Origin of the sequence: Pseudomonas farsensis, from assembly GCF_014268805.2 — a bacterium.
Taxonomy (GTDB): domain Bacteria; phylum Pseudomonadota; class Gammaproteobacteria; order Pseudomonadales; family Pseudomonadaceae; genus Aquipseudomonas; species Aquipseudomonas farsensis.
Window position 1 is genome coordinate 280,264 of the sequence record NZ_JABWRF020000003.1, and the last position, 16,660, is coordinate 296,923.

Genomic DNA, 16,660 nt, shown 5'->3' on the forward strand with positions numbered 1-16,660 from the left:
CTCAGGCGTAGACGCGCACGTTGTTCAGCACCACCGGGCGCGCCCAATGGGTGTCGAACTCAAGGTCGTTCTGCTGCTTGGCCAGGGTCGTGTCATCGAACGGCTCAGGCGCTGGGTCGAGCAGGTTGCGCTCAAGTTCAGCGATAGGCAGGTGTAGCGGGCGCGGCGAGCCGGCAGGGCCTGGCTCATCCAGCGGATGGCCCTGGCTCATGACCACCGGGCGCAGCCAGCTGGTGTTGAGGTCGAGCTGGCGCTGTTGCTCGATCAGTTCGGCGGCGCCAAATGGCTCCGGTGCAGGCGGCAGGAATTTCGCTTCAAGCTCGGCCTTGGGCAGGAACAGGGGTTCAGGCGGGGCGACTTCGGTGTCTTGCACCGGCAGTGCGCGCTGGGTTTCGATCAGTGCCAGTGCCTTGGCACCACCGACAGGTTCGCCGCTTTCCTGGTCGTACTGCACCAGCGCCTGGCTGAAGCTGTCGACCTCGACTTCCTGCTGCTCGGCCATCGCGCTGGCGAAGAAATCCTGCCACAGGTGGCTGACGCCACCCAATGCCTGGGTATTCTGTCGACCGTAGTTGCCGACAGGCGACAAGTAGGTCAAACCGATGGGAAGAGTATCTGTCATGGCAGTCGCGCGCGTTGTGCTCTGGCAGAATAGCGGGATATTCGCTTTATCGGCCTTGGCCGGGCTTTCATTAATTTTTTCGAGTGCGTGAACCGATGGTTGAGCAAGTGCAGGGCGCAGGTATCCGGGTCGAGGCGTTGGCGCCGCAATTTCAGGCCCAGGCGCAGCAATGGGCCGCACGCCTGGGTTTGCCGTTGGTTGCCGAGAACGCCGAATTTGCCGTGCAGTTTGGTGAAGATGGCCTGCAGATCCAACAACTTGGCCCGCAGGCACCGGGCCCTGTTCGGGTCGATTTCGTCGAAGGCCAGGCGGCGCACCGGCGCTTGTTCGGTGGCGGCAGCGGGCAGATGATCGCCAAGGCCGTGGGCATCGCCCAGGGCGTGCGCCCGCAGGTGCTCGACGCCACCGCAGGGCTTGGCAAGGATGCCTTCGTGCTTGCAAGCCTGGGCTGCCAGATGACCCTGATCGAGCGCCAGCCGTTGGTTGCTGCCTTGCTCGAAGATGGCCTGGCTCGCGCCCGGGGTGATGGCGAGGTGGGTGCAATCGTCGAGCGCATGCGCCTGCTCGGCGGCAATTCGATCGAGCGCATGCGCAACTGGGAAGGGGAGCCGCCGCAGGTGATCTACCTGGACCCAATGTTCCCGCACCGCGACAAGAGCGCGCTGGTGAAAAAAGAGATGCGCGTGTTCCGCCCGCTGGTTGGCGATGACCTGGATGCGCCGGCCCTGCTTGAGGCCGCTTTGGCGCTGGCCACCCATCGGGTGGTGGTCAAACGGCCGCGCAAGGCGCCGATCATTGATGGGCCCAAACCGAGCCATAGCCTTGAGGGCAAGTCGAGCCGGTATGACATCTACCCGAAGAAGGCTTTGAAGGCCTGATCGAGCCCAGGCAGGAGATCACCCAGCCCTTCCGAGCAAGCCCGCTCCCACGTTTCTATGAAAATCAGTTAGTTGGCGTTTGTTTTATGAGGGCTGGCACCAGCCTGCGATGAGGCGGGCCTGTCAATCGAAGGGCTAAAGTCGGTAGGCCCGCACAAAGACCCCCACCACCTCCCGCACATGCGCCTCGGCTGCCTCCCCCTCCAGCGGCCCGGCACACCCCAGCAACAACCGGTAATCCGGCGCACCTTTGACCAAGCAGAAAAAATGCTCCGCGGCATGCAGCGGATTCTCGATGCGCAGCAACCCGCGCTCGTCGGCCTGGCGCAACAGCGCTTCCATGCCTGCCAGCACCTGCTTGGGCCCGGCTTCATAGAAGTACTGCCCGAACCCCGGGTCATGGCTGCCTTGCGCCATGATCAAGCGGCTGAGCTTGACGGCCTCGTCGCTGCTGATCAATGCCTGGAAGCCGCGGGCGATTTTCAGCAGTACCTCTTCCACCGGCACCCCGTCGGGGTAGGCAAAGATCAGGTCCGGCAGTTGAATCTGGCAGGTAGCCATGACCGCCGCTGCAAACAGCGTCTGTTTGTCGGTGAAATGGCTGTACACGGTGAGTTTTGAAACACCTGCCGCCGAAGCGACTGCATCCATGCTGGTGTTGGCGTAGCCAAGGCTGAGAAACAGCGACTTGGCGGCTTCAAGGATGGCCTCGCGCTTGGCCAGGTCCTTTGGCCGGCCTGGGCCGATGGGTGCGTCGTTGGGCATGGGGAACCGTATGGGCTGTAAAAGGTGGCCATATTACCGGGTCACGGGCAATTCGGGGGCTGCCCGCTAATCTGGTTTTTATCTCGGGCAGTGCTTCCCGGAGGCGTTTGGCTGATTTAGTATACTCGCCAGTATAAATATTGCTGCGCCCACTGCCCAAGGTCTTCCATCATGTTGCGTCTTGCGTTGTCGTTCGCCTTGCCCACTGCTCTTGTGTTGCTCACTGCCTGCGGCCAGGAGGCCGCGCCACCTGCTGCGCCGCGCCCGGCGCTAGTGGTTCAGCCACAACCGGCAGGGGCTTCGGCCGACAGCTACCCCGGGGAGGTGCGGGCGCGGTTCGAGCCGGAGCTTGCGTTTCGTATCGCCGGCAAGGTGAGCAAACGCCTGGTCGAAGAGGGCCAGCGGGTCAATGCCGAACAGGCCCTGGCCGAGCTGGACCCACAGGATGTGCGCCTGCAACTGGAAGCCAACCGCGCGCAATTGGCTGCTGCCGAAGCCAACCTGGCGCTGGTGCGCGCCGAGCGTGAGCGCTACCAGAAGCTGCTCGACCGGGGCATGGTCAGCCATTCGCAGTTCGATAACGCCGAAAACCTCTACCGCGCAGGCTTGGCCCGCCTCAAGCAAGCCAAGGCCGAGGCGGATGTCGCCGGCAATCAGGCTGCGTATGCCGTGCTGCGTGCGCCGCAAGCCGGGGTGATTGCCAAGCGCCAGGTTGAAGTGGGCCAAGTGGTCGCGGCTGGGCAGACCGTGTTTACCCTCGCCGCTGATGGCGAACGGGAAGTAGCCATCGGCGTGCCAGAGCAGCAGTTCGCCCAGTTTGCCGTGGGCCAGGCGGTGAGCGTTGAGCTATGGTCGCACCCCAACCAGCGCTTCGAAGGGCGTATCCGTGAGCTGTCGCCTGCGGCAGACCCTCGTTCGCGCACCTTCGCCGCCCGCATCGCCTTTACCGGCAAGGCGCCGGCGGAATTGGGCCAGAGCGCACGGGTGTTCATCGCCCATGCCGAGCAGGCACCGTTGGCCGTGCCGCTGGCGGCGGTCAGCGCCGAGGGCGGGCAGGCGTATGTGTGGCGGGTCGGCAAGGACAACCGTCTGCAACGGGCTGCCGTGCGCCTTGGCGCCTACGGTGCCGAAAGCGTGCCCGTGCTCGAAGGCCTGCAGGCTGGCGACTGGGTGGTTGCCGCCGGAGGCCATGTGCTGCGCGAAGGCCAGCAGGTGCGGCCAGTGGACCGCAACAACCGTGACGTGAACCTGGCGGGCAAGGAGTAGGTCAGCATGGGTTTCAATCTTTCTGCCTGGGCGCTGCGCAATCGCCAGATCGTGCTGTTCCTGATGATCCTGCTGGCTGCGGTCGGCGCTGTTTCCTACACAAAGTTGGGGCAAAGCGAAGACCCGCCGTTCACCTTCAAGGCCATGGTCATCCATACCCAGTGGCCGGGGGCCAGTGCCGAGGAGGTCTCGCGCCAGGTTACCGAGCGTATCGAGAAGAAGCTCATGGAAACCGGCGAGTACGAGAAAATCGTCTCGTTCTCGCGCCCCGGTGAGTCCGAGGTCACCTTCGCTGCCCGCGATTCGCTGCACTCCAAGGATATCCCCGAGCTGTGGTACCAGATCCGCAAGAAGGTCGAGGACATCCGCCACACCTTGCCGCCCGAGGTCAAAGGCCCATATTTCAATGATGAATTCGGCACCACGTTCGGCAATATCTACGCCCTGACCGGCCCAGGTTTCGATTACGCGGTGCTCAAGGATTACGCCGACCGCGTCCAGGTGCAGTTGCAGCGGGTCAAGGACGTCGGCAAGGTCGAGTTGGTCGGGCTGCAGGATGAAAAAATCTGGATCGAGCTGTCCAACACTAAGCTGGCCACCCTTGGCGTGCCGCTGAGTGCGGTGCAGCAGGCCCTGCGCGAGCAGAACGCGGTAACCACCGCCGGCTTTTTCGAGACCCCCAGCGAGCGCCTGCAATTGCGCGTCAGCGGGCGTTTTGACAGTGTCGAGCAGATTCGCCAGTTCCCCATTCGGGTCGGCGACCGTACCTTCCGTATCGGCGATGTCGCCCAAGTGCAGCGCGGCTTCAATGACCCACCCGCCCCGCGCATGCGTTTCATGGGTGAAGACGCCATCGGCCTTGCGGTGTCGATGAAAGATGGCGGCGATATTCTGGTGCTGGGCAAGGCCCTTGAAGACGAGTTCGCCCGCCTGGCGCGCAGCCTGCCGGCTGGCATGGAGCTGAGCAAGGTGTCTGACCAGCCCGCAGCGGTGAAGGCCGGGGTGGGGGAGTTTGTCCAGGTGCTGGTCGAGGCGCTGGCCATTGTGTTGCTGGTGAGCTTCTTCTCGCTCGGCGTGCGTACAGGCCTGGTGGTGGCGCTGGCGATCCCGCTGGTGCTGGCCATGACCTTTGCCTTGATGCACTACTTCGGCATCGGCCTGCACAAGATTTCCCTTGGCGCGCTGGTGCTGGCGCTGGGCTTGCTGGTGGATGACGCGATCATCGCGGTCGAGATGATGGCGATCAAGATGGAGCAGGGCTACGACCGCCTCAAGGCCGCCAGTTACGCCTGGACCAGCACAGCGTTCCCGATGCTCACTGGCACCCTGATTACCGCTGCGGGCTTCTTGCCCATTGCCACGGCGGCGTCGAGTACCGGCGAGTACACCCGGTCAATCTTCCAGGTGGTGACCATCGCGCTGCTGACCTCGTGGGTAGCGGCGGTGCTGTTCGTGCCGTACCTGGGCGAGCGCCTGTTGCCAGACCTGGCCAAGCGCCACGCGGCCCGCCACGGCAGTGACGGGCAGGCCCCGGACCCTTATGCCACGCCGTTCTACCAGCGCGTGCGGCGCGTGGTGGGCTGGTGCGTGCAGCGGCGCAAGACGGTAATCGTGCTGACCATCGCGGCGTTTGTCGGCAGCATCCTGCTGTTTCGTTTCGTGCCCCAGCAGTTCTTCCCGGCCTCGGGCCGCCCTGAGCTCATGGTCGACCTCAAGCTTGCCGAAGGCGCTTCGCTGAACAACACCGCCGAGCGCGTGCGCCAGTTGGAGGCGATGTTCAAGCAGCAGGAGGGCATCGATAATTTCGTGGCCTATGTCGGCACCGGCTCGCCGCGCTTTTACCTGCCGCTTGACCAGCAACTGCCAGCGGCCAGTTTTGCCCAGTTCGTGGTGCTGGCTAAATCCATCGATGAGCGCGAACGCCTGCGTAGCTGGCTGATCGCGACGCTCGACGAGCAGTTCCCCGACCTGCGTGGCCGTGTCACGCGCCTGGAAAACGGCCCGCCGGTGGGCTACCCGGTGCAGTTCCGGGTAACCGGCGAGCACATCGAAAAAGTCCGCGCCCTGGCCCGCGAGGTGGCGGCGAAGGTGCGCGAGAACCCGCATGTGGTCAACGTGCACCTGGACTGGGAAGAACCCAGCAAGGCGGTGTACCTGAACATCGACCAGGACCGCGCCCGCGCCCTCGGGGTGAGCACTTCGCACCTGTCGAGTTTCCTGCAAAGCTCGCTGACTGGCAGCAACGTCAGCCAGTACCGCGAAGACAACGAATTGATCGAGATTGTGCTGCGCGGCACCGAACAGGAACGCCGCGAACTGGGCAACCTCGCCAGCCTGGCACTGCCGACCGACAACGGCCAGAGCGTGGCGCTGAGCCAGGTGGCAACGCTTGAATACGGCTTCGAAGAAGGGGTGATCTGGCACCGCAACCGCCTGCCGACAGTCACCGTGCGCGCCGATATCTACGACAACACCCAGCCGGCCACCTTGACCCACCAGATTCTGCCGACCCTGCAACAGATCAAGACCGCTTTGCCGGATGGCTACCTGCTGGAGGTGGGCGGCACGGTCGAGGATTCCGAGCGCGGCCAACGTTCAGTGAACGCCGGCATGCCGCTGTTCATCGTGGTGGTGCTGAGCCTGCTGATGATTCAGCTGCGCAGCTTCTCGCGGATGTTCATGGTGTTCCTCACCGCGCCTCTGGGGCTGATTGGCGTGACCCTGTTCCTGCTGGTATTTCGCCAACCGTTCGGATTCGTGGCGATGCTGGGCACCATTGCCCTGGCGGGCATGATCATGCGCAACTCGGTGATTCTGGTCGACCAGATCGAGCAGGACATCGCCGCAGGGCTGGGCCGTTGGGAGGCGATCATCGAAGCGACAGTACGGCGCTTCCGGCCTATCGTGCTGACGGCATTGGCGGCGGTACTGGCGATGATTCCGCTGTCGCGTAGCGTGTTCTACGGGCCGATGGCGGTGGCGATCATGGGCGGCTTGATCGTGGCGACGGTACTCACCCTGTTGTTCCTGCCGGCGCTGTATGCGGCGTGGTTCAGGGTGAAGAAGGGCTGACGCGGGTTGCTTTTGAATGTGTAGGAGCGGCCTTGTGCCGTGAAAGGGCTGCGTAGCAGCCCCGGGATTTTTGCATCACGCGAATATCCAGGGGCTGCTGTGCAGCCCTTTCGCGACACAAGGTCGCTCCTACAAAACCCGCATGCAATAGCGCTTCAAAGCGCGCCAAACACCTTCTTGGCAATGCTGGTAGCAGCCTGGGCAGGGTTCTTGCGAATAGTCTCTTCCTGCTTGGCGATCATTTCGAACAGGCCATCGAGGGCTTTTTCGGTCACGTAGCTCTCGATGTTGGCGCTCTTGGCGTCGACCACCCCCAGGCTTGCGGCCTGGCCTGCGAAGTTGTTGTACTGCTTGGCCAGCCCCACTTGGTCGGTGGCTTGTTTCACGATAGGCAGGAACTTGGCGCGGATCTGCTCGCGGCTGCTCTTGTTGAGGTACTGGGTAGCCGAGTCGTTGCCGCCGCTGAGGATGCCCTTGGCGTCGGTCACGGTCATCTTCTTCACGGCATCCAGCAACAGTGCCTGCGCCTGCGGCACAGCGGCCTCAGCGGCTTTGTTCATGCTGTTTTCCAGGGCATCGACCTGGTCACCTTTACCAAACATCTTCATCGCCTTTGCGGCCTTGCCCAGCTTGCCCGGCAGCTCGATGCGCACATCGGGGTTGTTGTTGAAGCCACCCGGGGTGCTCAGTTGCTTGACGGCAACCTGGGCGCCTTGGCTGAGGGCGTCTTTCAGGCCGGTGGAGGCGTCACCTTGGGACAGGTCGCCAAGCGACAAGGCCATGGCGCTGGCCGACAGCAGCAGGCCGGCACACAGGGTGGTGAAGCGCAGGGAGGTGCGAAGCATGGAGGTTTCCTTGTGAACGGAATGGAACGGGGTTCAGCGCACCGGGTCGACCTTGATCCGCAGCGGTTGCGGGTCTTGGCCGTCCAACGTCACGCTATGGTGCTCGGTGTTAATGAACAATAGCTCGCCATCGAGTTCAATGCGCGCGCTCACCGCGTAGCTGTGGCCCGGCATGATCTGTTCTAGATCGTAGCTTAAGCTAAACGGCAGTGGCACGTTGCCTTCGACCGGCCCAGCTTGCGATGCCAGGATCACGGACGATGCGTCCGCCCACGATACGTCTTCCAGGCTCACGCTCAAGTGGGCGCCCAGTGGCAGGGCGATGCGCTGCATGTAGAACACTTCGCCTTCGAGGGTGGTGTAGCACGCAGGTGGGGAGTCTGAACTGGCTTCGGGAAGGTTGGCGCTGCGTGGGGTAATGAACTCTTTCATGTAATCTCCGTCGTTTGAGGGGGCTTGGTTTATGCCCACCCCGGACGTTAGTGGGTTCACTACAGGCAGCGCAGGGGGAATTTCGCTCACTCAGTGGCGGCCATGCGGGAGTGCGGGGCTGCAGTGCAGCCCTCTGTAAATTACTCAGCCAGTACCGTGTGCGCCTGATCTTCCTGGTGCAACGCCACTTGGCGAATCGACAGGCGCAGCTCTGCCGACAGCACGCGCTTGGCCGCACCTTCGGCCAGCTCGCCGAGCTTGCTGTGATAACCCAGCTTGCCGTCGGCATCGGGCGTGAGCACGCCTTCGCGCACCAGGGTCTGGATGAAGTGGCGGAACAAGGTCTTGTCGAAAAACTCTGGGGCATTGAGCCCATGCAGAATCGACAGGCGCTGCGCCATCATCACGCACAGCTCTTCGAGTTGCTCGGCGCTCAGGCTGTGCTGGCCGCTGTTGAGCAGCAGCGAGGTGGCCATGTAGAAGCGTTGCAGGGTCTGGGTGATGGTGCGTGCCAGCAGGGTCAGCAGCACGAACTGGCGCGAGCTGGGCGCCGGGCGCAGGTACACGCCATTTTCGAAACGCAGCAGGCCCTGCTCGACCAGCGCTGCCAGCCATTGGTCGATCACCTCGTCCAGCTCTGCAGGCTCCCAGCGCAGGAACAGCTCAGCCTGCAAATAGGGGTACAACGCGGTGACGTAGCGCCCGATCAGTTCGCGGCTGATGCGCGAGCTGCTTTGGAAGAAGCTGGCCAGTAGCCCCGGCAGGGCGAAAATGTGCAGCACGTTGTTGCGGTAATAGGTCATCAGCACCGCATTGCCTTCATCCAGGTACAGGATGCGGCCCATCGCGTCCTTCTGCTCGGCCAGCAGGTCCATGCCCAGTACGTGGCTGATCATGGCGGGGCCATCGCCTTCGGGCAGGGTGGTGTGCGCCGAATAGGGCACTTGGCGCAGCAGCGTCATGTACAGGTCGAGAACCCGCACCAAGGCGCGTTCGTCCAAGGCCATGCGGCTGGTGGACAGCAGTGCCATGGCCACCAGGTTGACCGGGTTGACCGCCGCCGCACCGTTGAGGTGGCGGGCCACGGTCTCGCCAAGGCGGGTGGTGGTTTCGTTGAGCCAGGCCGGGCGGTATTGCGGCGCCAGGTCCTGGATGCGCCACTCCGGCTGGTGCTGGTCGAGGAAACCGGCCAGGCGGATCGGCTCGCCGAAGTTCACGGCCACCTGGCCAAAGCGCTGCCTGAGCGCGCCAATGACCTTGAAGATGTCAAAGATCGACTCTTTTTTCTTGCTCGCCCCGCGCAGCTCGCCCAGGTAGGTGCGCCCTTCGAGTACCCGCTCATAGCCGATGTACACCGGCACAAACACGATGGGGGTCCGCGAGGAGCGCAGGAAGCTGCGCAGGGTGATGGCCAGCATGCCCGGGCGTGGCTGCAGCATACGCCCGGTGCGCGAGCGGCCACCTTCGACGAAGTACTCCACCGGGAAGCCCTTGGTGAACAGGGTGTGCAGGTATTCGTTGAACACGGCGGTGTACAGCGGGTTGCCCTTGAAGGTGCGGCGCATGAAGAACGCGCCGCCACGGCGCAGCAGGCTGCCGATCACCGGCATGTTGAGGTTGATGCCGGCGGCGATGTGCGGCGGCGTCAGGCCATTGCGGAACAACAGGTACGACAGCAGCAGGTAGTCGATATGGCTGCGGTGGCACGGCACGTAGATCACTTCGTGACCGGGGGCGATGCCTTGGACCTGCTCGATGTGGTTGACCTTGATGCCGTCGTAGATTTTGTTCCAGAACCAGCTGAGCACCACCTCAAGGAAGCGGATGGCGGTGTAGGTGTAGTCGGATGCGATCTCGTTGCCGTAGTGCAGCGCCTTGGCCTCGGCCTTGGCGTAGGAGATGTTCTCGCGTTCGGCTTCCTCGCTGATGGCCTGGCGCACCAGCGGATCACGGATCAGCCCTTTGACCAGATTGCGCCGGTGCGAGATGTCCGGGCCGATGACCGCGGTCTTGAGGTTGCGAAAATGCACGCGCATGACGCGCTGGGCCATGCGCACGGTGCGTTCATGGCCTTTGTTGTGGTCGACCAGCTCACGCAGGTGAATGGGCGCCGAGAACTGCACGCGGGTCTTGCGCCCCAGAATCAGAATGCTCAGCAGCCGGCGCAGGCGCCCGGTGACGGCCCAACTGTCGGCGAACAGCAGCTTCCACGGGCTTGATTCACTGGCCGGAGTCTGCCCCCAGAACACGCTGACCGGGATGATTTGCGCGTCTTCTTCGGGGTGTTGGGTAATTGCCGATACCAGCCGCTCCAGGGTCGGCGGTGCGCCGCGTTTGTCCTGGCGGCCGAGCCAGTCGGGGTCGGGGGTGAGGTAGAAGAACGCCGCGGCTTCCTGCAACGGCCCAACCACGACGGGGAGCACCGGGCGCGGCAGCCCCGCTTTGGTGCATTCGTGGTCGATCACGGCAAGGTCGGTGAGCGACGGCGAGGGCAGGGCATAGAACACCGGGCGGCTGCGGTCGAGCTTGAGGGTGAGTGAGGACTGGTTGATGGTCTCGGAGCGCACCCACAGGTACAGGACGCGGCGCAGGGCGCCGAAGATCAGGCGGCGCAAGGGGGAACGGGTCATCGAGTCATTGCCCTGGCTAAGGGGTTTCGGGGTTTTTCCATGGCGTTAGTCTGCCGTATCTGCGTAAGTTCAGCAAAAATCGGCATAAACGCGGGGCGTCATCAAATATTTTTCTGGCCTGCCATATACTCGGCCTGCCGCTTGCTTGGTATTCACCCAAGCGGCGACGGCGCAGGTGGTGAGCCTGGGCCGGCAAGGCGATCTTCAAAAAAAAAAAACCGGAGTAGTTCAGATGTCGTCTCGTGAGACTGGGAATGTGAAGTGGTTCAACGATGCCAAGGGTTATGGCTTCATTCAGCGCGACGGTGGGGCGGATGTGTTCGTCCACTATCGGGCTATCCGCGGAGAGGGGCATCGCACCCTGGTCGAGGGGCAACAGGTGGAGTACGCATTGGTGCAGGGCCAGAAAGGCCTGCAGGCTGAAGACGTCGTCGGTCTCTGACCCTTCAAGCCTCAAGCTGCAAGCTTTCCGTGGAGCTTGCAGCCTGATGCGATCCAGCTTGCAGCTTGCTCTCAGTGTGTGCGCCAGGTGATTTCTTCTTCGCCGTCGGCGCTGATCCGTACCCAGCGGTCGGCATCTTCTTCCCCGTCTTCTTCAGCCCAGCTACCCGGTGCACAGCGCACTTCGACGTTGAGTGCGGCAAAGGCTGCGCGGGCGCAAGCGATGTCATCGGCCCAGGGGGTGTGCTCGCTTTCCAGGTACAGGCTGTTCCATTTCCCTACAGCCTTCGGTAACCAAGTGACCGGAATGTTACCGGCCATGCACTTGAAGGTCTGACCTTTCTGCTTCCATTCGCTGCACGGGCCCAAGGCCTGGGCGAGCCAGTCGGCGATCTGCTTGTGATCGACGTCGGCGTCTTTCAGATAAATTTCGATATCGGGTTGGCGCATTGGGGGCTCCGGGTGTGCTCAGTCTTGGCGCACAAAATAGTCATAACGCATGGAAACCGTCACCTCGAACGGCGCGGCCTGGTCGATCACCTGGGCGCGCTTTTCGGCGCTGGCGCGCCAGCCGTGTGGCGTCATGGCCAGCAGGTCGGCGCGGGCCTTGGGCGCGGCCAGGCTCAGACGGAATTCGAGCACTTCGCTGTGGGCGTGGGCCATGCCTTGGGGGACCAGGGCCAAGTGCTTGTCATCGGCGTAGGGGCGCACTTCATCGTAGAGCACTTCACGCAGTTCCATCAGGTGGCCGCTGGTCGGGCCTACCCGCATCAGGCCGCCACCCGGCGCCAGCAGGCGCTTGGCTTCGGCCCAGTCGAGCGGGCTGAACACACTGGCGATAAAATTGCAGCTGACATCGGCCATCGGCACGCGGGCCATGCTGGCGACCATCCAGGTGAGTTGCGGTGCGCGCCGGCAAGCGCGCTTGACCGCTTCGCGGGAAATATCCAGCGCATAGCCGTCAGATGCGGGCAAGGCTTGGGCGAGCAGGGCGGTGTAGTAGCCCTCGCCGCAACCGATGTCCAGCCAAGTGCGCGGCGCACGCTCGGCGGCCAGGGCTGCCAGGCGTTGCGCGACCGGGGCGTAGTGGCCGCCGTCGAGAAAATCCCGGCGCGCCTCGACCATGGCCTGGTTGTCGCCGGGGTCGCGGCTGTTCTTGTGCTGCACCGGCAGCAGGTTCAGGTAACCCTGGCGAGCGCGGTCGAAACGGTGGCCGGCCGGGCAGGCGACGCCATTGTCGAGCGGCGCCAGCGGCGCCTGGCAAAGTGGGCAGGCAAGCATCAGGCGAGCAACCGTACCAGGGTCTGGTAGTAGATTTCAGTCAACAGGTCGAGATCGCTGGCCAGGATGCGCTCGTCCACCTGATGGATGGTGGCGTTGACCGGACCAAGCTCGACGACCTGGGTACCCATGGTGGCGATGAAGCGCCCATCGGAGGTGCCACCGCTGGTGGAGGCCTGGGTGTCGCGGCCGGTGACCGCCTTGATGCTCGACGACACGGCATCGAGCAGCTCGCCCGGTTCGGTCAGGAACGGCAGGCCCGACAACGCCCAGTCGATGCTCCAGTCCAGTTGGTGCTTGTCGAGAATCGCCGCCACCCGCTGTTGCAGGCCTTCGACGGTGGACTCGGTGGAGAAGCGGAAGTTGAACAATGCGCTCAGCTCGCCTGGCACCACATTGGTGGCGCCCGTACCGGAATTGAGGTTGGAGATCTGGAAGCTGGTGGGCGGGAAGAACGCGTTGCCTTCGTCCCAGTGCTCGGCGGCAAGCTCGGCCAGCGCTGGCGCTGCCAGGTGGATTGGGTTGCGCGCCAGGTGCGGGTAGGCCACGTGGCCTTGCTTGCCGCGCACGGTCAGCTTGGCACCGAGCGAGCCGCGACGGCCGTTCTTGACCACATCACCCAGCAAGTCGGTGCTCGACGGTTCGCCGACGATGCACCAGTCCATGCGCTCGTTGCGCGCCTTGAGCACTTCCACCACCGCCTTGGTGCCGTGGTGTGCCGGGCCTTCTTCGTCGCTGGTGATCAGGAAGGCGACCTTGCCGCGATGGTTGGGGTACTGCGCGACGAAGCGCTCGCAGGCGACCACCATCGAGGCCAGGCTGCCCTTCATGTCGGCGGCGCCACGGCCGCAGAGCATGCCGTCCTGGTCGATCAGCGCATTGAACGGCTCATGTTGCCACTGCTGCACCGGGCCGGTCGGTACCACGTCGGTGTGGCCGGCGAAGCACAGCACCGGGCCTTCGCCAGTGCCATGGGTGGCCCAGAAGTTGTCGACGTCCTCGATACGCATGGGTTCGAGCTTGAAGCCTGCGGCGCCGAGGCGATTCATCATCTGGGCCTGGCAGTCGGCATCGACCGGGGTGACCGATGGGCGACGGATCAGGTCGCAGGCCAGTTGCAGGGTAGGCGAAAGCTCGGCTGGGGCCGTCATGGGGTACTCCGGGGCAAGGCAAGGCGGGGAAATCTGAGGGGCGTTATCTTATATCAAACACGTTGCGCCGACACGGTGTAGTGGGCGTGGGAGCCGCAATCCTGCACTGGGCTCATCGCAGGCTGTCGCCAGCTCCCACAAAAACTGTGCCCGGCCTCGGCATCATGGCCCGGCGCAGTCTTTGTGGGAGATTCTATGGTTTTTGTACAAGCCTGTTCTCGCCAGACATATCTCCTTGTGGCGAGCTCCCTTGTGGCGAGCGGGCTTGCCCCGCGTTGGGCTGCGCAGCAGCCCATTGGGTTTTCAGGGCTGCTGCGCAGCCCAACGCGGGACAAGCCCGCTCGCCACAACTCTCTGTCATTTCCCACAGGATTGGGCCCAACCAGCAATGTGCGGTTTTGCAGGGCCTGCGATGAGGCCAGAACAGGCTTGCACACAACCATGAAATATCCACAGGCCGGGCCCGAGCAGCATCACACTGCTGGCGCTTGGGCAGCCTCCTGCACCGGCTTGGGTAGCGACGACAGGAACGCCATCACCAGCGCCGCCAGATACGGCAACGACTGCACCAGCAACATCGCTACCCAGAAGCGCATGTCCGAGCTCGGCAGCCCCTGCACCAGGCAAATGCCGGCAGCAGCGCCCCACAGCATGAGCATGATGAACAGCTCCTCGCGCGCTTCGGAAATCGCCACCAGCAGCCCGTGGCTGTCGGCATTCTTCGGCGTGCGGAAGAACGGCATGCTGCTGGTGAAGAACCCGTACAGCACCGCCTTGGCAATGGTGTGCGACAGCGCAAGCCCGGCCAACGCGGCGGCAAAGGCGTCCTTGAGGTTGACCCCCACCGCGCGGCGGTACAGGAACACGATCTTGCCCACTTTGAAGAAGAACAGCGCCAGCGGCGGGATGGCAAACATCATCAGCGGCGGGTCCACCCGGTGCGGCACGATGATCATCGCCGCCGACCACAACAGCGCGCCGACCGTGAAGAAGATGTTCATGCCATCGGCAATCCACGGCAGCCAGCCGGCCAGGAAGTGATAACGCTGGCCGCGGGTCAGCTCGCTGCCCTTGCCGCGCAGCAGTGCGCCGGCATGGTGCTTGATGATCTGGATGGCCCCGTAGGCCCAGCGGAAGCGCTGTTTCTTGAAGTCGATGAAGGTGTCGGGCATCAGCCCCTTGCCGTAGCTGTTATGGGCATAGGCAGCCGAGAGGCCTTTTTCGAACACCCGCAGGCCCAGCTCTGCGTCTTCGCAAATGCACCAGTCGGCCCAACCCAGCTCTTCGAGCACACTGCGCCGGGTCATGGTCATGGTGCCATGCTGGATGATCGCGTCACGGTCGTTGCGGGTGACCATGCCGATGTGGAAGAAGCCCTTGTACTCGCTGTAGCACAGCTTCTTGAAGGCGCTTTCGTGCTGGTCGCGGTAATCCTGCGGCGATTGCACCACGGCGATTTTCGGGTCGGCGAAGTGCGGCACCATATGCTTGAGCCAGTTGCGGTCGACGCAGTAGTCCGAGTCGATCACCGCAATCACCTCGGCATCCTTGGCGGTGTGCGGCAGCAGGTAGTTCAGCGCGCCGCCCTTGAAACCGGCCAGGGGCGCGACGTGGAAGAACTTGAAGCGTTCGCCGAGCTTTTCACAATGGGCTTTGAGCGGCTCCCAGACCGCCGGGTCCTTGGTGTTGTTGTCGATCACCAGCACTTCATAGTCGGGGTAGTCCAGTGCGGCCAGGGCATCGAGGGTCTGTTTGACCATCTCGGGCGGCTCGTTGTAACACGGCACATGCACCGACACCTTCGGCCGGTAGGCGCTGTCACCCTGCACCGGCAGGAACTCGCGCCGGCGCTTGTGTATCCATACCGCCTCCGCAAGCTCATGGGCCTCGGTCAGCAGCACGATGAACACGCCCAGCGCCCCCAGGGCCAGCAACACGCCCACCGTCAGGCTGAACCAGGTGCTGTACTGCTGGCTGTAGTCGTAGGCGATCCACACCAGCACCGACCCGCACAGGAAGGTGATGAAGGTCAGGAACGTTCGCCCGCGCTGGCGCAGCGCCGAGCCGTCGATCAACAGCACCGTCAGGGCAATCATCGCCAGCACGACCGAGGCCACGGCCAGGGCGCGCCACTGCGGGATGGCCACGATCGGCCCTTCGAAATTGAATTTCTGCTGGCGCTCGGCGTTGTACACGCCCCAGTAGGCGCCCACCGAACCTTCGTCACTGGCCTTCCACGGTTGGTCGTAGGCTTCGATCACGAAGTAGTTGTAGCCGCGCCGGTTGAGGGTATTGACCAGGGTGCGCAGGTAGATGGCCTGGTCGGCCTGGGTGGCGTCGGCACCGCCGCGCATGCGGCCATTGCTCGGCCAGCCCACTTCCGAGAGCAGCAGTTGCTTGCGCGGGAACTGTTTGCGCAGGTCGCGGGCGCGGTCCAGCACGAACTGCACCGAATCCTTCATCGGCACGAATTCCCAGTAGGGCAGGATGTGCGCGGCGATCAGGTCGACGTGCTTGGCCAGCTCCGGGTGGTCCTTCCAGATGTGCCACTGCTCGCTGGTAGTCACCGGCACCTTGACGGCCGCACGGACCCGGTCGAGGTAGCCGATCAGTTGTTCGGGGGTAACTTCTTCACGGAACAACGCCTCGTTGCCCACCACCACGCGCACCACGCTGCGCGAGGTGTTGGCCAGGCCAATGGCCTTTTCGATCTCGCGCTCGTTGCGCTCAAGGTCCGGGCTGATCCAGATGCCCAGGGTGACACGCATGCCCAGCTCTTCGGCCAGGCGGGGTACCTCGGCCTGGGTGCCTTCGACGGTATAGATGCGGATGTTGTCGGTCAGCTTGTTGAGCTGCTCCAGGTCCTGGCGCATTTCGTCTTCGGTGGGGTACTGGCCCTTTTGCGGGCTTTCACCCAGGCGAAATGGCGAGTACGAAAAGCCGGAAATCTGCTCAGGCCAGGCAGGGGCGGTCACCGGGCGGTTGATCAGCGCCCAGAACCCGGTAAACAGCGCGGCGATGGCAAGAACCACCACCAGATTGAGGCCGAATTTGCGTGAAGACATAGGTGTACGAGGTTCCGAAGAGGGGAGCGGGCGGGGCCTTCGGGGTGTAAGTCCTACACTGCCTTAGGAAGGTGCAGTGTTGGATTTTCGTTTTCGCATAAGGTTCTGAGCCCGCTCGGTTGTCGTCCAGATCTTTTTCATTTGTAGGACATTAAAGCAGGCTTGGTGGGACAGATGCTAACGATAGCCCCCTAACGGGCTGCTTGGCCTAT

General features: G+C 63.4%; 13 protein-coding genes. 4 read left to right on the forward strand and 9 right to left on the reverse strand.

From position 1 onward, the window contains the following. Position 1: 1 nt before the first annotated feature. The gene (locus HU719_RS17470; RefSeq protein WP_186537246.1) at positions 2-622 is read right to left on the reverse strand and encodes an energy transducer TonB; all 621 of its coding nucleotides are present in this window, start codon (positions 620-622) and stop codon (positions 2-4) included. A gap of 95 nt (positions 623-717) precedes the next feature. On the opposite strand from HU719_RS17470, the gene HU719_RS17475 reads away from it, so the two are divergent. Next, positions 718-1,500 (forward strand): class I SAM-dependent methyltransferase, encoded by a 783-nt coding sequence (locus HU719_RS17475; RefSeq protein WP_186522523.1) that lies wholly within the window; start codon positions 718-720, stop codon positions 1,498-1,500. Positions 1,501-1,635: 135 nt separating this feature from the next. On the opposite strand, the gene HU719_RS17480 is transcribed toward HU719_RS17475, so the two are convergent. Then, entirely contained in the window at positions 1,636-2,265 is a 630-nt protein-coding gene (locus tag HU719_RS17480) for a TetR/AcrR family transcriptional regulator (RefSeq protein ID WP_186522524.1), read from the reverse strand. Between the two features lie 171 nt (positions 2,266-2,436). Between HU719_RS17480 and HU719_RS17485 the strand changes: the two genes are divergently transcribed. Beyond that, positions 2,437-3,531: an efflux RND transporter periplasmic adaptor subunit gene (locus HU719_RS17485; RefSeq protein WP_186522525.1), complete on the forward strand. Its 1,095-nt coding sequence runs from the start codon at positions 2,437-2,439 to the stop codon at positions 3,529-3,531. 6 nt (positions 3,532-3,537) lie between these two features. Then, entirely contained in the window at positions 3,538-6,603 is a 3,066-nt protein-coding gene (locus tag HU719_RS17490; RefSeq protein WP_186537245.1) for an efflux RND transporter permease subunit, read from the forward strand. Positions 6,604-6,758: 155 nt separating this feature from the next. Here the strand turns inward: HU719_RS17490 and HU719_RS17495 are convergent, their stop codons facing one another. From HU719_RS17495 to plsB, 3 genes are all read right to left on the reverse strand, one after another. After that, positions 6,759-7,448: a DUF4197 domain-containing protein gene (locus HU719_RS17495; protein WP_186522527.1), complete on the reverse strand. Its 690-nt coding sequence runs from the start codon at positions 7,446-7,448 to the stop codon at positions 6,759-6,761. Positions 7,449-7,481: 33 nt separating this feature from the next. Continuing rightward, a complete protein-coding gene (locus HU719_RS17500) occupies positions 7,482-7,880 on the reverse strand; it encodes a YbaY family lipoprotein (RefSeq protein ID WP_186522528.1) in 399 nt (132 codons plus the stop codon). 140 nt (positions 7,881-8,020) lie between these two features. Then, complete coding sequence (gene plsB, locus HU719_RS17505) at positions 8,021-10,510, reverse strand: glycerol-3-phosphate 1-O-acyltransferase PlsB (RefSeq protein WP_186522529.1); 2,490 nt, start codon at positions 10,508-10,510, stop codon at positions 8,021-8,023. A gap of 232 nt (positions 10,511-10,742) precedes the next feature. Here plsB and HU719_RS17510 point away from each other — a divergent pair, with 232 nt between their 5' ends. Further along, entirely contained in the window at positions 10,743-10,952 is a 210-nt protein-coding gene (locus HU719_RS17510; RefSeq protein WP_110992443.1) for a cold-shock protein, read from the forward strand. Positions 10,953-11,023: 71 nt separating this feature from the next. Here the strand turns inward: HU719_RS17510 and HU719_RS17515 are convergent, their stop codons facing one another. The 4 genes from HU719_RS17515 to HU719_RS17530 all read right to left on the reverse strand — a co-directional run bounded on the left by HU719_RS17515 (position 11,024) and on the right by HU719_RS17530 (position 16,448). Then, on the reverse strand, positions 11,024-11,401 hold the full coding sequence (locus HU719_RS17515) for a hypothetical protein (RefSeq protein ID WP_186522530.1): 378 nt from the start codon (positions 11,399-11,401) through the stop codon (positions 11,024-11,026). Between the two features lie 18 nt (positions 11,402-11,419). Continuing rightward, positions 11,420-12,232 (reverse strand): putative RNA methyltransferase, encoded by an 813-nt coding sequence (locus tag HU719_RS17520; RefSeq protein WP_186522531.1) that lies wholly within the window; start codon positions 12,230-12,232, stop codon positions 11,420-11,422. Then, entirely contained in the window at positions 12,232-13,383 is a 1,152-nt protein-coding gene (dapE, locus tag HU719_RS17525; RefSeq protein ID WP_186522532.1) for a succinyl-diaminopimelate desuccinylase, read from the reverse strand. Before dapE ends, HU719_RS17520 begins: the two co-directional genes overlap by 1 nt. A gap of 473 nt (positions 13,384-13,856) precedes the next feature. Further along, on the reverse strand, positions 13,857-16,448 hold the full coding sequence (locus HU719_RS17530; protein WP_186516722.1) for a glycosyltransferase: 2,592 nt from the start codon (positions 16,446-16,448) through the stop codon (positions 13,857-13,859). Between the last annotated feature and the right edge of the window lie 212 nt (positions 16,449-16,660).